Source organism: Ilumatobacter sp. (assembly GCF_965215205.1).
Taxonomy (GTDB): domain Bacteria; phylum Actinomycetota; class Acidimicrobiia; order Acidimicrobiales; family Ilumatobacteraceae; genus Ilumatobacter_A.
Window position 1 is genome coordinate 1,755,196 of the sequence record NZ_OZ244049.1, and the last position, 17,858, is coordinate 1,773,053.

Below are 17,858 nucleotides of genomic sequence, written 5' to 3' on the forward strand. Positions count from 1 at the left end.
CGGCGTGACGTGCAGCTCGTCCACGCCGACGCGCACTCGCAGCTGCTGCGCTGCGAACGCGAGCTCTGTGCCGCGCACGCGGTGTGATCGCGAGGGCCAGCGCGCCCACGTCCACCACGACTGATCGGCGCCCCCGGCGGGATGCCCGCCGAGTCGGGGGCGGGGGGTCAGACTGGGGGGATGGACCATCGACCGAGTCACGACGGGCTCCTGCGAGCGGATGCCCGTGAGTACGTCATCGGTGTGATGCGCACGATGGTCGAGGAGCGCGACCGTGCGGGCTTCGAGGCGCTCGTCGAGCGGGCGGTGGCGCGGTTCGAGGAGCGTCTGACCGAGGGCCTGAGCCTGCGGGTCGACCTGTTCGGCTTCGACGGTCCCCACGTCGTGCCCGCCGAGGGTGCCTACGCCCCGCTCGACTTCGTCCGGATCGGGTTGAGCGAGAAGCTGGAGCGGGGCGCCCACTTCCTCCTGATCGTCACCGAGGTGGACCTCTCGGCGACGTCGGTCTCCTTCGCGCTGGCGCTCCCCAGCCAGCTCACGAACGTCGGCGTGATCTCGACGCGGAGGCTCGATCCGTCGTTCTGGGGCGGCGAGTCGCGGATCGACACCACCGTCGAGCGGCTCGCGGCGCTCATGCTGCACACGTTCGGGCACCTCCTGAACCTCGATCACAGCCCCGACCCCACGAACGTCATGTACGACCTGGCCCAGGTCGAGGAGCTGGACCTGATGGCCGGGGTGACGCCCGACCAGTCCGCCGAGATCGCCCGTCAGCTCCCACGCGAGGCGCGCGAGCGGGTCAGCGAGCGGGGGGCGTCGCGCTGGGCGTTCGTGCTGCGGGCGCTGCGCCGCAACGCCGGGGCCATCGCCTCGGCCGTCCGGCGGGCGAACCCGGCGCGGATGGTGGGACGCCTGCCGACGATGCTCGCCGCGGCCCTGTCGATCGTGATCGTGCTGTTCTTCAGCCCCGAGATGTGGGACGTGGCGAGCACGGTCGAGTTCTACCAGCTCCTGATCTTCGCGCTCGCCGCGATCATCGGGTCGACGATCGTGCTGTACCGGGCGTTCGCGTTCGGCAACGTGCTGCGTCGTGACCGGCTGCTGTCGGAGTCGGGGGTGGTCACCGAGGCGGCCACCGTCATCGCGCTCCTGCTCACCGTGGCGTCGCTCCACGCGCTCTTCGCCGGGGCCATCTACGTGGGGATCGTGACGATCTTCCCCCGCAGCCTGATGGCGACGTGGCCGACCGTCGACCCCGCGGTGCGTGCGATCGACCACCTCAAGCTGGCCCTGCTCGTCAGCGGCCTCGGCGTGCTCGCCGGTTCCCTCGGCGGCCGCGTCGACGGCAAGGCCCTGGTGCGCGGCGTGCTGTTCCTCGACGAGGAGACCTAGGGCGGGGACCGCGCACGACCTCGTCGCCGGATCGCGCCGGGGTGCCGGGGCGCCAGTCGGAGGCGGCGGCCAGCACCTCACGCAGGATCGGCTCGTCCGCGCGGACGTCGCGCGCAGATCCACCACCACCCACCTGGCCCGGTGCACGGGGCGGCACGGGGATCGGGGTCCGCGACGGGCGTGCGACGCCACGTCTCGCCAGCTCGGCGCACGTGCGCGGCGCCCCGGCTCGTGGACCGCTCGAGGGTCCGTCGCGCAACCGTCACTCAAGACTCCGTCTGGACGGGCCGATCCACAGATCGATGAGCCGTCAAGAGCGTCCGCATCCGTCCGAGCTCGCCGATCGCCCGGTCGACTTCGAGTTCATGTCCCCCGACGAGTGGCTCGAGTTCCACTGCGAGCTGTACGACGTGATCGCCCACCTCGGCCTCGCCGTGCGCAGCGTCGACGCCGGGGTCGTGCGGTTGCGCGACGGCCGCACCATCGGCTTGCTGCAGCTCGCCCAGCACTGCCACGTCCGACCCCGCGACGGGTGGAGCGAGCTGATCGGCTCCCACCTGACCACGATGACCGCGCACCTGATGCAGGAGGACCGCGCCCCGTTCTCGGTGTTCGACCTGCGGGTCCGGCTGGTGCCCGACGACCCGGCCGACGCCGAGGTGTTCGCCCGCTTCGGTGCGCGGCCGTTCGCCGAGGGCGTCGTGCAGGTGCTCGCCGTCGACGTCCCCGACGCGGTGCGGTGCGTGCCGGTCGACGAGATCGAGGCGCTCGGGTGGGACGTCGACGAGGCGTGGCGCAGCGCGGCGCTGCAGACCGAGATGCTGGAGCGCCCCCAGCAGCTGCACCGCATCGTCGTGGCCGAGACGGAGGTGTTCCACGTCTTCGGTGCTCGTCCGTTCACGGCCAGCATGGTCGGTGTCGTCGACCGCCTGATCGGCGGGGTCGCCCCCGTCGGCGAGTACGGCGCGATCGTGTCGATCCCGACGCGGCACAGCATCGTCGTGCACCCCGTGCGCGACGACACCGCCCGCCGGGCGCTCGTGGCGATGGTCCCGATCACCCGACGGCTGCACGCCCGCGGTCCGGGTTCGGTCAGCCCGCACCTGTACTGGTGGCAGAACGGCGGGCTCACCTGGATCCCGACCTACTACGAGAGCACCTCGAAGGGCTGCTCGTCGGAGTCGTACCTGCCGAGCGAGCTGATGGCGGCCATCGAGTCGCTGTCGCCCGACGAGGCCTGAGAGCGGACGTCGGCGCAGCCGGCCGAGGTCGGCGCGCTCAGCTCGCGACGGCGGCGCTCAGCGCATCGAGCTCGACGCCCATCTGGTCGGCGATCGTCTGCAGGTCGCCGACCTGGTCACGGTCCGAGACCAGGGTGACGTGGACGCTCCCGCCGAGCGAGATCGCGCTCACCGACAGCCCGATGCCGTCGATGATCGGGCAGAGCGCGTGCTTCGACACGATCGGGAAGCCGTCGATCTCGGTGAACTCGTCGCCGGGCACGTTCACCACGTAGACGTTGAACGGCGGCATGAAGCGCAGGTTCGGGCTGGTGGTCACCAGCATCTGCGAGGCGATCCCGGCGAGCCCGGTCGGGATCCCGTCGCCGGCGCGGATCTCCTGCACCGTGCGCGGCGACATGTGCTCGGCGATCTCGTCGAGCGCGGCGCTGATCTCCTCGACGCGGTGGACGGCGTCGTGGCGCTGGGTCGCGATCGGGACGAGCGCCGCCCCCAGCTCGTTGCGTGAGCGGTCGACGAGCAACGGGGTGAGCGCGACGAGCGGATCGGCGACCAGCTCGTCGTGGACCACCAGCCAGTGGCGCAGCGACCCGCTGATGACGCCGAGCAGGACGTCGTGGAAGCGCACCCCCAGCTCGCGGTGCACTCGCTGGATCGTCTCGACCGGGAGCTCGACGCGCGCCACGCGCCGGTGCGGACCGATCGGGCGGTTGAACGAGGTGCGCGGCACGGGCTGGTCGCGCCGGGCTCGCTCCACCGGGTGGGCGGGCGCGCTCCACACGTTGGCGGCGACGAAGGCGGCCCGCCCGACGACCGGGAGTCGCTGAACGGCCCGCAGCGAACGGCGCCACGACCGGAACGGGTGGCGCACGTTCGACCACGCCGCCTTGATCAGCAGGTCGGTGTCGGAGGGGACCATGTCGGGGCGCCACGGCGGTCTCGGCTCGGCGTCGAGCTGCGAGCCGAGGGCCGGGGTCAGCGGACCGAGGGGTCCGAGGGTGTCGGTGAGCACGACGTGGACCTTGATGAACAGCCCGCGCCGGTCGTCGGGCAGGTCGATGAGGTAGAGCTCCCACAGCGGGCGGTTCCGGTCGAGGGCACGCTCGTGGAGCCGACCGATCAGCGCCTCGAGCGCGCCGGGGTCGCCGGCCCCGGGGACCGCGACGTGGCGGACGTGGAAGTCGAGATCGAGGTGCGGGTCCTCGATCCACCACGCCTCGTCGAGCTCGAGGGGCACCTCGCGCAGCCGGCGACGCAGCGAGGGGGCGAGGTGCAGGTGCTCCTCGATGAGCGTGCGCAGACGGGGGAACGTCATCGTCGCGCCGTCGTCGTCGTGGTCGAGCTCGACGTAGAGCGAGTAGTGGCCGAGGTTGGTGATGCTCTCGGCACCCAGCAGGGCGGTCTCCCGTCGGCTCAGCTGGTGCACGTCACGCGTCCCCGTTCTCGATCTCGCCGAACCACCACCGGGCGCGGCGCGGGGGATCGAACGGCGTCCACGGCTCGCCCTGGGCCAGCCGGTCGGCGACCGCGTACGCGACGGCGGGGTTCGTTCCGAGCCCGCAGTGCGTCCCGCGCACCTCGATCGCCTCGGCCCCGGGGCGGATCGTCTGCTTGCACGCCAGCCCGGGCACGACCCCGTCGCGCGCCGTCCAGATCGTCGTCGACGGGACCGGGACGGTGTCGACGTCGATGTGCGGTGCGGTGGGCACGAACAGGTGGCCGGCGATCCGGGAGATCAGCCCGAGGTTGTGGTCGCTGGATCGCAGGCGGATCGGTGAGCCGAGGCTGATGACCTGGCCGACGAGCTCGCCGCGGTTCTGCGCGAGCATCCGACCGAGCATCCCGCCGGCGCTCCACCCGACGATGTCGATCGTGGTCCCGTAGCGGTGGGCGAGCTCGCGCAGCGACCGATCGAGCCCGACGGCGATGTGGTCGGCGACGCCGACGTTGATGCCGAGGCCCCACCCGTACGGACGGTGCCCGAGGGCGCGCAGGAACGCCCGCAGCGGGAGGGTGCTGACGTCGCCGGTCGTGAACCCGGGGAGCACGAGCACCGGGCGCGACGACCCCGTCGGGGCGAGGGCGGCGGCGAGCGCCATCGCCGGGGTCCCGAGCACCGACTCGGGTACGGCGGCGAACTCCGTCCACAGGGGACGTGCGGTCGGATCCGGGTCGCCCTCGACGACCGCGTCGCTCTCGAGCAGGCCACCCGGCTGCAGTTCGTCCACGCCTGCGACCGTACCCCCGCCCCGCGTCGGCTCCCCAGTCCGCTCCGCCGACTCAGCCTCCGCGCTGGTAGTTCGGCGCTTCCTGGGTGATCGTCACGTCGTGGGGGTGCGACTCGGCTCGACCCGCGGTCGTCACCCGCATGAACCGGGCGCCGCGCAGCGCGTCGAGCGTCGCAGCGCCCGCGTAGCCCATCCCGGATCGCAGGCCGCCGACGAGCTGGTACAGCACGTCCCCGAGCGGTCCGGCGTACGGGACGCGCCCCTCGATGCCCTCGGGGACGAGCTTCTGGCTGGTCGCGCCGAGCGCGGTCCGGCCCGGGCTCGACTGGCCCGAGGCGTAGCGATCGGCGCTGTCGCCGGTCATCGCCCCCAGCGACCCCATCCCCCGGTAGCTCTTGTACCGGCGTCCGTCCATCAGCTCCATCTCGCCGGGTGACTCCTCGGTTCCGGCGAGCAGCGAACCGACCATCACCGTCTCGGCGCCCGCGGCGATCGCCTTGACGATGTCGCCCGAGAAGGTGATCCCGCCGTCCGCGATCACCGGGACACCGAGTCGCATCGCCCGGCGCGTCGTGTGCCACACGGCAGAGAGCTGGGGCATCCCGGCTCCGGACACCACCCGCGTCGTGCAGATCGACCCAGCTCCCACGCCGACCTTGACCGCGTCGGCTCCGGCTTCGGCGAGCGCGGTGACCCCCTCCTCGGTGACGACGTTGCCCGCCGTCACCGCGAGATCGGGCCACGAGCCCTTGATCCGCTCGATCGCCTTGACCACGTTGGCCGAGTGGCCGTGGGCGGTGTCGATCGAGACGGCGTCGACGCTCATCTCGACGAGCGCGGCGACGCGCTCCTCGAGGTCGTCTCCGACCCCGATCGCAGCGGCGCAGCGCAGCCGGCCCCGCCCGTCGCGCGAGGCGCTGGGGTAGTCGAGCCGCTTCTGGATGTCCTTCACGGTGATCAACCCGGCGAGCCGACCCGAATCGTCGACCAGCGGGAGCTTCTCGATCCGGTGCGTCTGCAGGATCGCCTTGGCCTCGTCGAGCGAGGTCCCCACGCGGGCGGTCACCAACCCGTCCGCGGTCATGAACTCGTCGACCGGTCGGTCGAAGTCGGACCCCTCGCAGAAGCGGATGTCGCGGTTGGTCAGGATGCCGACGAGGCGGCCGTCGGGATCGGTGATCGGCACGCCGGAGAACTTGAACCGGTGCATCAGCGACTCGGCCTCGTGGAGCAGCGCCGTCGGGGCGAGGGTGACCGGGTCGGTGATCATCCCCGACTGAGAGCGCTTGACCTTCTGGACCTCGGCGGCCTGGTCGGCGATCGACATGTTGCGGTGGATCACGCCGATGCCGCCGTGGCGCGCCATCGCGACCGCCATGCGCGCCTCGGTCACCTTGTCCATCGCGGCGGACACCATCGGGACCGCGAGCTCGATGTCGGCCGCGAAGGTCGCCGTGGTGTCGACGGCGTCGGGGAGGGTCTCGGACCACCCCGGGATCACCACCACGTCGTCGAAGGTGAGCGCCTCGAACCGGTCGAAGACGTCGTCGTTCACGTTGCTCGCGTCGGTGGGTTCGCTCATCGTCTGACCTCGTTCGTCGTGCGGGGTTCGGGGGCTGGTTCGGGGGCGGCCGCCCGTGGCGCGGCACCGGGCGCGCCGGGGGAGCAGAGCTCGGCCAGCGCCTCCACGAGGAGCTGGTGCTCGGTCCGGTGGACGGCGTCGGCGAAGTCGTCGAGGGTGCCCGACGGGTCGATCGGCACGGTTCGGGCGGCGAGCACGGGCCCGTCGTCGACCCCCTCGTCGGGGACGAGGTGGACCATCACCCCCGATCCGCGCCGCTCGCCGGCGAGCGCCTCACCCCAGGCCCGTTCGATCGCGCGGGTGCCCGGGAGCTCGCCGGGGAGCGCCGGGTGGATGTTGACGACGCGACCCTCGAAGCGATCGAGGAAGGCGGTCGTCAGCAGGCGCATCCACCCGGCGAGCACGACCCAGTCGGGATCGAAGGAGGCGACGGCGCCGGCGAGGCGTGCGTCGTGCTCGCGGCGCTCCTCGTCGTCGCGCGCCTCGACCAGCTCGGTCGGGATCCCGGCCCGCTCGGCGCGCACGAGGGCGTAGGCGTCGATCCGGTTCGACACGACGCCGACCACCTGCGCGTCGATCCGACCGAGCGAGCACCCGTCGACGACGGCCTGCAGGTTCGTCCCCGACCCGGAGGCCAGCACGACGATCCTCGACGACGCCATCGCTCCACGATACGCGCGCTCGGGCGGCGTCGTGGGACGCCCGACGTGACGGGTGGCAGCCGGCGGCGGCGGGCGGCGGGCTCAGTCGCCGAGGTCGCGGATCATCCGCAGCGGCGGCGCCTCGCCGTCGATCACGGTGGTCGAGTCGGCCTCGGCCGACTTGAAGATCCCCTTGGCCATGAGCGACGTCTCGCCGCCCCTGCGGGCGGCGTAGATCGCTCGGCGCGCCTCGTGCACGGCGGGTGACGACGGATCGGCCGCCACGGCGAACTCGATCAGGTGGCACGCGAGCCGGTGGTCACCGGCCGTCGAGGTCGCCCGGGCGCGCTCGATCACCCGATCGATGCCGCCCGCGAGGTCGACCACCTCGGCTCCGACGGTGGCATCGGGGGCCGGCTTGAGCCGGGCCGGGTTGCCGTCGTACCAGCCCCCGTACAACCGCCAGATGTTGCGCACCACGAACTCGGGCTCGTCGTACAGCGGCTGGAGGTACGGCAGGTCGAGGGCCTCGTCGGGCACGGTCACCGTGTGCAGGATCTCGTCGAGCACGGCGCCGGCGTTCATCGCCTCGATCACGTCGGCGACCAGGTCCTCGAGCGTCGTCGCGACCGTCTCGAGGCAGGTGCGGATGCGATCGCGCCCCGCGATCGGCAGGCCGTGCGCGGGGACGAACAGCTCCGCGCCCTTCGCCGCCATCGCCCGCAGCGACTCGGCCCACTCGACGGGGTAGCGCTGCACCTTCTGCGGGTTCCCGCAGTTCGGGAAGTTCCAGATGAACTGGTCGCCGGCGCTGATCATGTCGAACCCGGGGAGGTAGGACCAGGTGTGGTCGTCGGTCTCCCCCTCGCAGTGGTGCATCTCGATCTCGACCCCGCCGATCGTCTCCGTGCGGTGGTCCTCGTAGGTCACGTCGGGCCGCAGCGTCGCGTCGGGGAGGAACGGACGCTCGTCGAGGCGCCTGGCCGAGCGCGCCGCTCCACCGAACTGGCGCATGTTGATCATCCGGTTGTAGCCGCTGGTGAGCTCGTAGCGCTCGAAGCGGTCGAGGATGCGCTCGTGGCCGACGACGCGCGGTCGGGGGCGGCCGCGATCCTCGGCATCCGCAGCGAACGCGGCGGATCCGCCGACGTGGTCGAGGTGACCGTGGGTGTAGACGATCGAGTGGACGGGGTCGTCGTCCCAGCGCCGCAGGGCCTCGACGACCTGCGCGCCCGACCCGGATCCGCTCGAGTCGAACGCGACGAGTCCGTCGTCGGTGCGCACCGCCACGACGTGGCTGAACGACTCGACGATCGCCACCCCGTCGGCGAGCTCGCTCAGCTCCTCGGTGACTCGGTTGGACGGGGTGTCGACGACACCGGTGTCGATCATGCGCGTCGAGAGCTCGATCGGGTGCTCGCTCATTCTTCCTCCTCGGACGGGGACGTGGCCGAGCGTAGGTGGGCCCGCTCGCCCGCCATCGAACCGGTCGGTCAGGTGCGGACCGACCGGCGCAGGGTGACCGCACGCTCACCCGTGACGAGGCGACCGATGACCCAGGTGCCCTCGTCGATCTCGCCGCGGACCGCGTCGACGTCGCCGGGGGCGCACACCACGACCATGCCGATGCCCATGTTCAGGGTCCGGTGGAGCTCGTCGACCGACATGCGCGGGGTGAGCTCGCGCACCAGGCGGAACAGCGGGGGCACGGGCCACGAACCGAGATCGACCTCGGCACCGACCCCGTCCGGGAGCACCCGCGGCAGGTTCTCCGCCAGACCGCCACCGGTGATCTGCGCGAGCGCCTTCACGGCGCCTCCCGCCAGCACCCGGCGCAGCGGGTCGAGGTAGTTGCGGTGGGGCTCGAGCAGGGCGTCGCCGAGCGGGCGGTCCATCCCCTCGATCGTCACGTCCATCGGCGCCCACTCGAACACCCGGCGCAGCAGCGAGTACCCGTTGGTGTGCGGGCCCGACGACGCCAGCCCGATCAGGACGTCCCCGGCGGCGACATCGAGGCGCGGCAGCAGGTCCGCTCGGTCGGCGACCCCGACGAGGGTGCCCGCGATGTCGAACGCGCCGTCGCGGTAGACGCCGGGCATCTCGGCGGTCTCCCCGCCGAGCAGAGCGCAACCGGCCGCGCGGCACGCCTCGGCCATCCCGGTCACGATCTCGGCGACCACGTCGGCGTCGAGGGTGCTGGCCGCGATGTAGTCGAGGAAGAACAGCGGCCGGGCGTTCTGCACCAGCACGTCGCCGATGCAGTGGTTGACGATGTCGGCCCCCACGCCCCGCACGCGACCGAGGCGGGCGGCGAGCTCGACCTTCGTCCCGACGCCGTCGGTGGAGGCGACCAGCACGGGGTCGTCGAGCTCGGTGATCGCGGCGGCCGAGAACACCCCGCCGAAGCTGCCGACCCCCTGCAGCACGCCGCGACCGGAGCCGACGTCGTGGGTCGACTCGACCGCGGCGCGCATCTCGTCGACGGCACGGGTCCCCTCGTCGATGTCGACCCCCGCGTCGGCGTACGACGACAGGGCCGCACCCCGGGCGCGCCAGGCGATGTCGCGACGCACCTGCATCCCGTCGAACGAGATCGCCGACAGCCGCTCGTACGCGGCGCGCCGGGCGTCCGCGAGGTCGAAGCCCACCCCGGTGACCGACAGCACGCGGCCGCCCGAGACGGCGGGGCCGGACCCGTCGTCGGTGACGCCGGCGTCGAAGCGCAGCGCGATCGCGGCGTGTTCGTCGTCGACGTCCCCCGCCGGCGGGGCCCGGTCGACGATGCGGGCTCCGGCCACGGGAGCCGACGGGTAGCCCGCCGCCGCGGCGACGACGTTGACCGCGCACCGCGACCGCACGACGAGCGGGACGCGCCCGATGTCGCCCCGCGTCGCGGCGAGCGCGAGCGACGCGAAGTCGGTCTCGAGCAGGGGGAGCACCGTCTGGGCCTCGGGGTCGCCGAGGCGGACGTTGTACTCGATCAGGCGGGGACCGTCGGCGGTCAGCATCAGCCCGGCGTAGATCACCCCGACGTAGGGCGTCCCGTCGGCGGCGAACCGGTCGAGGACGGGTCGCACGAAGGCGTCGAGCAGCGCGTCCGGGTCGAGCGCGAACGGCGCCGGGGCGTACGCGCCCATCCCGCCGGTGTTCGCCCCGGTGTCGCCCTCCCCGATCCGCTTGTGGTCCTGGGCGAGGGGGAGCGCGACCGCGTCCCGGCCGTCGCACAGCGCGAGCAGCGACACCTCGGGGCCGGCGATCCGCTCCTCGAGCACGAACGGTCCCGCCGCAGCGGCCTCGACGACGGCGGCGTCGATGCCGGCGTCGGAGGTCGCCACGACGACCCCCTTCCCCCCGGCGAGGCCGTCGAGCTTGACCACCACCGGGGAGCCGAGAGCGCTCCACCACGCCCGGGCGCCGTCGACGGCGGAGTCGAGCGAGCCGGGTTCGGGACCGCTCGGATCGAAGCGGGCGAACGCGGGCCCCGGGATCCCGAGCCCGGCCGCGAGGGCGCGCGCCCACCCCTTGGAGGCCTCGAGGCGGGCCAGCTCGGCGGTCGGACCGAAGCAGGCGAGCCCGCGGTCGCGGCAGGTGTCCGCGATCCCCGCGACGAGCGCGGCCTCCGGTCCGGGGATGACGAGGTCGGTGTCCGCGCTCGAGGCCGCGCCGAGCCCGGGTTCGACGCGCACGTCGTGGCCGTGGCGTCGGCACGACCACGCGATCGCCTGCTCGCGACCGCCGCCCCCGACGACGAGGACCCTCACCGGACGCGACGACCGGGTCCGCCGTGCGCATCGCGCACGGGGTCTGACCCCACGTGTGGTGCCGACCTCGCGGGCGACGTGATCGGGGACGCCGTGGTGCGGGGTCGTCGAGGGGTGCTCACGACAGCACGCCCTCGAAGGCCAGCTTGGCCTGGGCGTCGCCGACGGCCATCGGGTAGTCCCCGGTGAAGCACGCGTTGCAGTAGCCGTCGTCGGCACCGCTCTCGCGCCCGGCGACGGCGCGCATCATCCCGTCGAGGGAGAGGAACGCCAGGCTGTCGGCTCCGATGTGCGCCTCGATCTCCGCGACGGTGAGGTGGGCGGCCATCAGGTCGCCGTCGTGGCCCATGTCGACGCCGAAGTGGCAGGCGTGGGTGATCGGCGGGCAGGTGATCCGCATGTGCACCTCGGCGGCCCCTGCGTCGCGGACGAGCTTCACGAGCGGTCCGGCGGTGGTGCCCCGCACGAGCGAGTCGTCGATCACCACCACCCTCTTGCCCACGAGGTTCTCGCCGAGCGCGTTGAACTTCAGCGCGACCCCGCGCTCGCGGATGTCCTGGGTGGGTTCGATGAAGGTGCGCCCGATGTAGCGGTTCTTGATCAGCCCGTCGTTGAACGGCAACCCGCTCTCGCGGGCGAAGCCGATCGCGGCGGGGATCGACGAGTCGGGGACCGGGATGACGACGTCGGCCTCGACCTGCGACTCACGTGCGAGCTCGACACCGAGCTCCTGGCGCACGTGGTGCACCGATCGGTCGTGCCACACGGAGTCGGGTCGGGAGAAGTAGACGAACTCGAAGGTGCAGCGCGCTCCGTGGGGCTGGGGAGCGAGGACCTGCTGGCGCTCGATCTCGGCGCCGCGCAGGGTGACCATCTCCCCGGGGCGGACCTCGTCGACGTCGACGCAGCCGAGGGTGGACAGCGCGCAGGTCTCCGACGCCACGGCGTGGCCGCCGTTCGGGAGCCGTCCGACCGAGAGCGGTCGGAAGCCCCACGGGTCGCGCACCGCGATGACCTGATCGGCGGCGAGGATCACCAGCGAGTAGGCGCCCTTCCACGCCGGGAGGGTCCGCTCGATGCGCTCCTGCCAGGTGCGCCCTCCCGCTGCGGCGAGCATCAGCGTGAACACCTCGGTGTCGCTCGTCGCGGTGAGCCCGAAGCCGCGGTGCAGCAGCTCGTCGCGCAGCGCTGTCGCGTTCACCAGGTTCCCGTTGTGCGCGACCGACAGGGGGCCGTGCATCGTCTCCACCAGGAAGGGCTGGATGTTGCGCTCGGCGTTCGACCCGGTCGTCGAGTACCGGGTGTGGCCGATCGCGTGGTACCCGGTGAGCGGGGCGAGGGCCTCGGGGGAGAAGACGGTCGACACCAACCCCGGCTCCTTGTGCACGCGGACGCGGCGGCCGTCGCTCACGGCCATCCCGGCTGCCTCCTGTCCACGGTGCTGGAGCGCGAACAGGCCGAAGAACGCGAGCTGCGCGATCCCGTCGCCGTGGGGGGTCGACAGGCCGAGCACGCCGCACTCGTCGTGGGCGACGTCGTCGGAGACGTGGGCGACACCGGCGGGCGTCGGCCGAACCGGTGCCTCGTCCTCGACGCCGACGCGCAGCGGGATCGATCGGGTCATGTCACTCCAGGTGGGCCACCGCGCGGGCGATGCGCGGGGCGGCGGGGTAGTCGGCGTACTCGAAGTCGGAGCCGGTCAGGCGCTCGTAGGCATCAACGTAGCGGGCCGTGGTGGCGGTCCAGACGGAGGGGTCGAGCTGGGGGACGGGGCCGTCGCCGCGGAAGTCGGCGTCCGCCAGCGCACGGCGGACGACCTCCTTGTCGAGGCTCTCGGGCTCGGCCCCCTCCGCGACGCGCTCGGCCAGACCGTCGGCGACCCACCACCGCGACGAATCCGGGGTGTGCACCTCGTCGATGAGCATCAGCTCGCCGTCGTCGTCGAGCCCGAACTCGTACTTGGTGTCGGCGAGCACGAGCCCGGCGGAGCGACCGCGCTCGACGCCGCGCTCGAACAGCGCCCGGGCGATGTCGACGACGCGCCCCCACAGCTCGCCGTCGACGAGTCCCCGCTCCACCACCTCGTCGCAGGTCACGGGGACGTCGTGGGCGCCGGTGGGCCCCTTCGTCGTCGGCGTCACGAGCGGCTCGGGGAGCTCCTGGTTCTTGGTCAGCCCGTCGGGCAGCTCGTGGCCGTAGATCGTCCGCTCGCCGCGGGCGTACGCGGTCCACAGCGCCGTGTCGGTCACCCCGGTGATGCGTCCACGCACCACGACCTCGACGGCCAGCGGGGTGGCCCTGCGGGCGACGGTGACGTTCGGATCGGGGACGTCGACGAGGTGGTTGGCGACCAGGTCGCGGGTCGACTCGAACCACCAGGCCGAGAGCTGGTTGAGGACCTGGCCCTTCCATGCGACCCCCGACACCACCCGGTCGAACGCCGAGAGGCGATCGGTCGTGACGAAGAGCCGATGACCCCGGTGGGCCCCGCCGAGCTCCCACGAGACGCGCACCTTGCCGTCGCGCCGGTCGCCGAGGTCGAGGTCGATCCCGGTGAGGGGTTCGGGGGCGGACGGCGGGGTGCTCATCGTCGCTCAGAGCTGCTTGGCGTGGGCGACACCGGTCTCGAAGATCCGCAGGCCCAGGTGCTCGCGACCGCCCCCGCCGCGTCGGTGCCGGGGGTGCTGACGGGCGACGACGTGGTTCTCCGGGTGGGGCATCATCCCCAGCACCACCCCGGTGGGGTCGCTGACGCCGGCGATGTCACCGACCGAGCCGTTGGGGTTCGTGCTCCGGTAGCGCAGCGCGACCTGCCCGCCCACCTCCAGCGAGGAGGGGTCGGGGTGGACGTAGCGCCCCTCCCCGTGGGCGATCGGGCAGTGGATCGGGTCGTCGATCCCCTGGAGCCAGACGCTGTTGCTGCGCGCCACGCGGTCGAGCACGACCCAGCGGCAGTCGAAGTCGCCCTGGGCGTTGTGGCCGAGCGACCCGGGGAGCAGCCGTGCGCTCGCGAGCACCTGGAACCCGTTGCAGATCCCCAGCACCGGCCTTCCGGCCGCGACGAACGCGCGCAGGCGGTCGCCGAGGCCCCGGGTGAGGTCGAGCGCCATCACCCGTCCGGCGCCGAGCGAGTCGGCGTAGCTGAAGCCGCCGGCCACGACCGCGATGCGGGCGGCGTCCAGCAACCGGGGCGACTCCACGAGCTGGCGGGCGCGCACGATCCGCACCTCGGCCCCCGCGAGCTCGAGCGCGGTCGCGGCGTCGTGGTCGCGGTTCGTGCCCGGGCCGGTGACGACGAGGGCGGGGATCCGGCTCACGAGCCCTCCGTCGCGAGCGAGGCGCCCGAGCGCGCCGCGCTCGCTCGCGAGTTGAACGCGTCGGCGAGGTCGCGGACCGGGATCGGCTCGAGCTGGGGGAGCGCGAGCTCGCCCGAGTCGGACACCGTCCCGAGGCGGAGCACCTCGTCGTCCATGATCCGCTTGAACGCGTCGACGCTCTGCGGCTCGAGCTCGACGACGAGGCGACCGACCGACTCCGAGAACAGCGCCGCGACGAGGTCGTCGTGGGGCAGCGACTCGATCGTGGCGCCGAGCCGACCGGCGATGCACATCTCCGCCAGAGCCACCGCCAGGCCGCCCTCGCTCACGTCGTGGCACGCGACGATCAGCCCGGCCTGGATCGCGGCGTGCAGGTGGCGGTAGTGGATCGCGGCGTCGGGGTCGGGGGCCGGGACGATGCCGGGGTCGGGGGGTTCGCCGTGGACGAGGTCGAAGTGCGATCCGGCGAACTCGACCTCGGTGGTGCCGATCACCATCAGCACGTTCCCGGGGGCGCCGAGATCGGGGGTCACGCAGCGGTCGGCGTCGGGGACGTGGGCGACCGCGGTGATCACGAGGGTCGGCGGCACGGCCGTGCGCTCCCCGTCGGCGTCGACGTACTCGTTGTTCAGGGAGTCCTTCCCCGACACGAAGGGGGCGCCGAACGTGTACGCCGCCGCGCAGCAGCCGTCGACCGCGGCGACGAGCTGGCCGAGCGTCGTCTCCCGGCGCGGGTCGCCCCACGAGAAGTTGTCGAGCAGGGCGATCCGCGCGGGATCGCCGCCGACGGCGACGACGTTGCGCACCGCCTCGTCGACCACCGAGTACGCCATCGCCTCCGGGTCGTGCAGCCCGTGCCACGGGTTCACGCCGATCCCGACGGCCAGACCGTGCCGCGCCCGCGGCTCGGCCAGCACGACGCCGTCGGCGGGACCGTCGGAGGCCGTGCCGATCAGGGGGCGGACGACGGTGGAGCCGAGGACCTCGTGGTCGTAGCGGTGGATCGTCGCGGCCTTGGAGGCGATGTTCGGGTGGCGCAGCAGCCGGATCAGCGTCGCCGCCGGATCGGGGGTGGTGCGCGACGTGGCGCCGGCGCGCTTGGGATCGGGCATCAGCGCACGCATGTGCCGCTGGGGTCGACCGTCGTGGAGGAACCCGACGTCGAGCTCGGCGACGGTGGTGTCGCCGACGCGGACGCGCAGCAGCCCGTCGCCGGTGAACGATCCGACGTCGGCCCACTCGACCCCGAAGCGGTCGCAGCGCTTGGCGAGGGCGCTGACCCCGCGCGGCGGCACCGCGACGACCATCCGCTCCTGGGCCTCGGACAGCCAGACCTCCCACGGTTCGAGACCCGGGTACTTGCGGGGGACGTCGAGCAGGTCGACGTCGGCACCGGTCTCCTCGGCCATCTCGCCGATCGCGGACGACAGCCCGCCGGCACCGCAGTCCGTGATCGCCGAGTACATGTCCTCGGCTCCCACGAGCACGTCGATCAGCAGCTTCTCCACGATCGGATCGCCGATCTGCACCGAAGCGCCCGCCACCTCGCCCGTGGTGGCGTCCATCGTCGCGGACGAGAAGGTGGCGCCGCGGATCCCGTCGCGCCCGGTCCGACCGCCGAGCACGATGATGCGGTCCCCGACGTGGGGCCCCTCGTGCAGCGGGCGCTTCTCGGCGGTGCCGATGCACCCGGCGAACACGAGCGGGTTGGTCGTGTAGCCGGCGTCGTACAGGATCGCGCCGGCCACGGTCGGGAGCCCGATCTTGTTGCCGTAGTCGGCGACGCCGTCGACGACGCCCTCCTGGATGCGACGGGGGTGCAGGGCGCCGTCGGGGAGCTCGGCGAGAGGCAGGTCCTCGGGTCCGAAGCACAGCACGTCGGTCACCGCGATCGGCCGGTGCGCGATGCCGAGGATGTCGCGGATCACCCCGCCGACGCCGGTGTTCGCCCCGCCGAAGGGCTCGACCGCGGACGGGTGGTTGTGGGTCTCGGCCTTGAGCGCGACGGTCGTCCCCTTCACAAACTCCACGATGCCGGCGTTGCCGACGAACGCGGAGCGCACGAACGGCGCGTCGATCGACTCGGTGGCCGAGCGCAGCTGGCTCATCAGCGACGGCCGCTCGCTCGGCTCGGCGTCGCCCGGCTCGATCGCGTGGACGACGGCACGGAACGTCTTGTGCGCGCAGTGCTCGCTCCAGGTCTGGGCGAGGGTCTCGAGCTCGACGTCGGTCGGGTCGCGCCCGAGCTGCTCGAAGTGGTCGCGGATCACCCGCAGCTCCTCGGGGTCGAGCGACAGCGAGCGGTCGGCGCCGAGGCGCCCGAGCTCGGCGTCGTCCTGGCCGCGGACCTCGATCACCTCGGCCGTGGACGGCGACGGGTCGTCGGAGGGGTGCGCCGGCTCCAACGTCCCGTGCGACCAGCGCTCGATGATCGGGTTCACGAGCAGGCGCTCGACGACCGCCACGAGCGTGTCGTCGTCGGCGTCCGCCCCGAACTCGACGCGCAGCGCCGTCGATGCGTGCTCGACGTCGATGCCGAGCGTCGCGGCGGCCGTCCGCAGGGTGTCGGCGTCGGTGTCGGTGACGCCGGGGAGGAGACCGACCTCCACCGCACGTCCGGTCGGCGCCGTCCACGAACCCATCTGCAGGAGGGGGTCCACGAGCAGCCCGTGGAGCTTCTGGCGATCGTCGTCGCTCAGGTCGGCCTCGACGTGGACCACGTCGGCGATCGACAGCTCCGACAGCTCGCCGAGGCCGAGCGCCGCGGCTCCGGCCGCGATCCGACGGACCCGGGGATCGGGGTCCAGCGAGCGGATCGTCACGCGATGTCGATCGAGCACCGACGCGACCCTAGGGACCGGGGCGGGAGGCGACGGGGTTCCGCGCGGAAATTTCCCGGACCGGTCGCGAACGTCGGTCGTCGCGGGCGCCGACCCGGCGAGCGGTCGCCGGGCCGCCGTAGCGGCCCCTACGCTCCCGACGGTGAGCTCCGAGACCCGTCGCACCCGTCTGGTCCTGATCCGCCACGGCGAATCGAACGTGACCGTCGGCCGGGTGATCGGGGGCCACCGCACCTGCAGCGGGCTGAGCGACCTCGGTCGCCGGCAGTCCGAGCGTCTCGCCGAGCGGCTCGAGCGCACCGGCGAGCTGACCGCGGACGTCCTGCTGACGAGCGACTTCGAGCGGGCGATCGAGACGGCCGACATCGTGCGCGGCTCGCTTGGCCCGGCGGTCGCGGGGACGGACGTCGAGCGCCGCCACGGCCTCGGAGAGCACGACCCGGGTCCGGAGATCGACGGGATGACCTTCGACGCCTACGTCGAGCGGTTCGGCTCCCCCGACTGGACCGACCTCGATGCCGAGGTGTTCCCGGGCGGCGAGACCGTGCGCCGGTTCCACGAGCGGGTGACCACCGCCGTCGACAAGGTCGTCGAGGAGTGCGCGGGACGGGTGGCGGTCGTCGCGTGCCACGGCGGGGTGGTCGACGCGACGTTCCGCCACCTCCTCGGCCTCGAGATGACGGGCGGTTTCGAGCTGCAGACCGTGAACACGGCGATCACCGAGTTCGCCCGGCCCGCCGACGGGTCCCGTCCGTGGCGGGTGGTCCGCTACAACGACGCCGCCCACCTGGCAGGTCTCCCCGACGCCACGGAGCGCTCGACCGACGACCGCGTCGTCGCGGCACCGGACTGAGCC

At 72.9% G+C, this 17,858-nt stretch carries 13 protein-coding genes; 3 read left to right on the forward strand and 10 right to left on the reverse strand.

Annotation, left to right across the window (positions count from 1 at the left end; genetic code table 11):
• The first annotated feature begins 180 nt into the window (after positions 1 to 180).
• Entirely contained in the window at positions 181 to 1,392 is a 1,212-nt protein-coding gene (locus ACOOHC_RS08220) for a hypothetical protein (protein ID WP_420453504.1), read from the forward strand.
• A gap of 302 nt (positions 1,393 to 1,694) precedes the next feature.
• Complete coding sequence (locus ACOOHC_RS08225) at positions 1,695 to 2,633, forward strand: hypothetical protein (RefSeq protein ID WP_420453505.1); 939 nt, start codon at positions 1,695 to 1,697, stop codon at positions 2,631 to 2,633.
• A 37-nt stretch (positions 2,634 to 2,670) separates the two neighbouring features.
• Here ACOOHC_RS08225 and ACOOHC_RS08230 read toward each other — a convergent pair whose 3' ends face one another.
• The 10 genes from ACOOHC_RS08230 to purL form a co-directional block, all read right to left on the reverse strand.
• Positions 2,671 to 4,059, reverse strand: coding sequence for a wax ester/triacylglycerol synthase domain-containing protein (locus ACOOHC_RS08230; RefSeq protein ID WP_420453506.1), 1,389 nt, complete (start codon positions 4,057 to 4,059; stop codon positions 2,671 to 2,673).
• 1 nt (position 4,060) lies between these two features.
• Positions 4,061 to 4,861 carry an alpha/beta hydrolase gene (locus ACOOHC_RS08235; protein WP_420453507.1) on the reverse strand — a complete coding sequence of 267 codons (801 nt, stop codon included), beginning with the start codon at positions 4,859 to 4,861 and terminating at the stop codon, positions 4,061 to 4,063.
• A 52-nt stretch (positions 4,862 to 4,913) separates the two neighbouring features.
• Complete coding sequence (gene guaB / locus ACOOHC_RS08240) at positions 4,914 to 6,443, reverse strand: IMP dehydrogenase (RefSeq protein WP_420453508.1); 1,530 nt, start codon at positions 6,441 to 6,443, stop codon at positions 4,914 to 4,916.
• Positions 6,440 to 7,105 (reverse strand): phosphoribosylglycinamide formyltransferase, encoded by a 666-nt coding sequence (purN, locus tag ACOOHC_RS08245; protein ID WP_420453509.1) that lies wholly within the window; start codon positions 7,103 to 7,105, stop codon positions 6,440 to 6,442. Before purN ends, guaB begins: the two co-directional genes overlap by 4 nt.
• An 81-nt stretch (positions 7,106 to 7,186) precedes the next feature.
• Entirely contained in the window at positions 7,187 to 8,509 is a 1,323-nt protein-coding gene (locus tag ACOOHC_RS08250) for an alkyl sulfatase dimerization domain-containing protein (protein ID WP_420453510.1), read from the reverse strand.
• A gap of 68 nt (positions 8,510 to 8,577) precedes the next feature.
• A complete protein-coding gene (gene purD, locus ACOOHC_RS08255) occupies positions 8,578 to 10,845 on the reverse strand; it encodes a phosphoribosylamine--glycine ligase (RefSeq protein ID WP_420453511.1) in 2,268 nt (755 codons plus the stop codon).
• A 118-nt stretch (positions 10,846 to 10,963) separates the two neighbouring features.
• Positions 10,964 to 12,469, reverse strand: coding sequence for an amidophosphoribosyltransferase (purF, locus tag ACOOHC_RS08260; protein WP_420453512.1), 1,506 nt, complete (start codon positions 12,467 to 12,469; stop codon positions 10,964 to 10,966).
• Between the two features lies 1 nt (position 12,470).
• Entirely contained in the window at positions 12,471 to 13,433 is a 963-nt protein-coding gene (locus ACOOHC_RS08265; RefSeq protein ID WP_420453513.1) for a phosphoribosylaminoimidazolesuccinocarboxamide synthase, read from the reverse strand.
• A 6-nt stretch (positions 13,434 to 13,439) separates the two neighbouring features.
• A complete protein-coding gene (locus tag ACOOHC_RS08270) occupies positions 13,440 to 14,162 on the reverse strand; it encodes a phosphoribosylformylglycinamidine synthase subunit PurQ (protein WP_420453514.1) in 723 nt (240 codons plus the stop codon).
• On the reverse strand, positions 14,159 to 17,002 hold the full coding sequence (gene purL, locus ACOOHC_RS08275) for a phosphoribosylformylglycinamidine synthase subunit PurL (protein WP_420453515.1): 2,844 nt from the start codon (positions 17,000 to 17,002) through the stop codon (positions 14,159 to 14,161). Before purL ends, ACOOHC_RS08270 begins: the two co-directional genes overlap by 4 nt.
• A gap of 142 nt (positions 17,003 to 17,144) precedes the next feature.
• Between purL and ACOOHC_RS08280 the strand changes: the two genes are divergently transcribed.
• Positions 17,145 to 17,855 carry a histidine phosphatase family protein gene (locus ACOOHC_RS08280; RefSeq protein ID WP_420453516.1) on the forward strand — a complete coding sequence of 237 codons (711 nt, stop codon included), beginning with the start codon at positions 17,145 to 17,147 and terminating at the stop codon, positions 17,853 to 17,855.
• Positions 17,856 to 17,858 lie beyond the last annotated feature (3 nt).

Bases quoted from the DNA above. Each gene is read 5' to 3' on its own strand.
- ACOOHC_RS08225 (WP_420453505.1), top strand. From the start codon at position 1,695: ATGAGCCGTCAAGAGCGTCCGCATCCGTCCGAGCTCGCCGATCGCCCG.
- ACOOHC_RS08250 (WP_420453510.1), bottom strand. From the start codon at position 8,509: ATGAGCGAGCACCCGATCGAGCTCTCGACGCGCATGATCGACACCGGT.
- ACOOHC_RS08265 (WP_420453513.1), bottom strand. From the start codon at position 13,433: ATGAGCACCCCGCCGTCCGCCCCCGAACCCCTCACCGGGATCGACCTC.
- purN (WP_420453509.1), bottom strand. From the start codon at position 7,105: ATGGCGTCGTCGAGGATCGTCGTGCTGGCCTCCGGGTCGGGGACGAAC.
- ACOOHC_RS08220 (WP_420453504.1), top strand. From the start codon at position 181: ATGGACCATCGACCGAGTCACGACGGGCTCCTGCGAGCGGATGCCCGT.
- purF (WP_420453512.1), bottom strand. From the start codon at position 12,469: ATGACCCGATCGATCCCGCTGCGCGTCGGCGTCGAGGACGAGGCACCG.
- guaB (WP_420453508.1), bottom strand. From the start codon at position 6,443: ATGAGCGAACCCACCGACGCGAGCAACGTGAACGACGACGTCTTCGAC.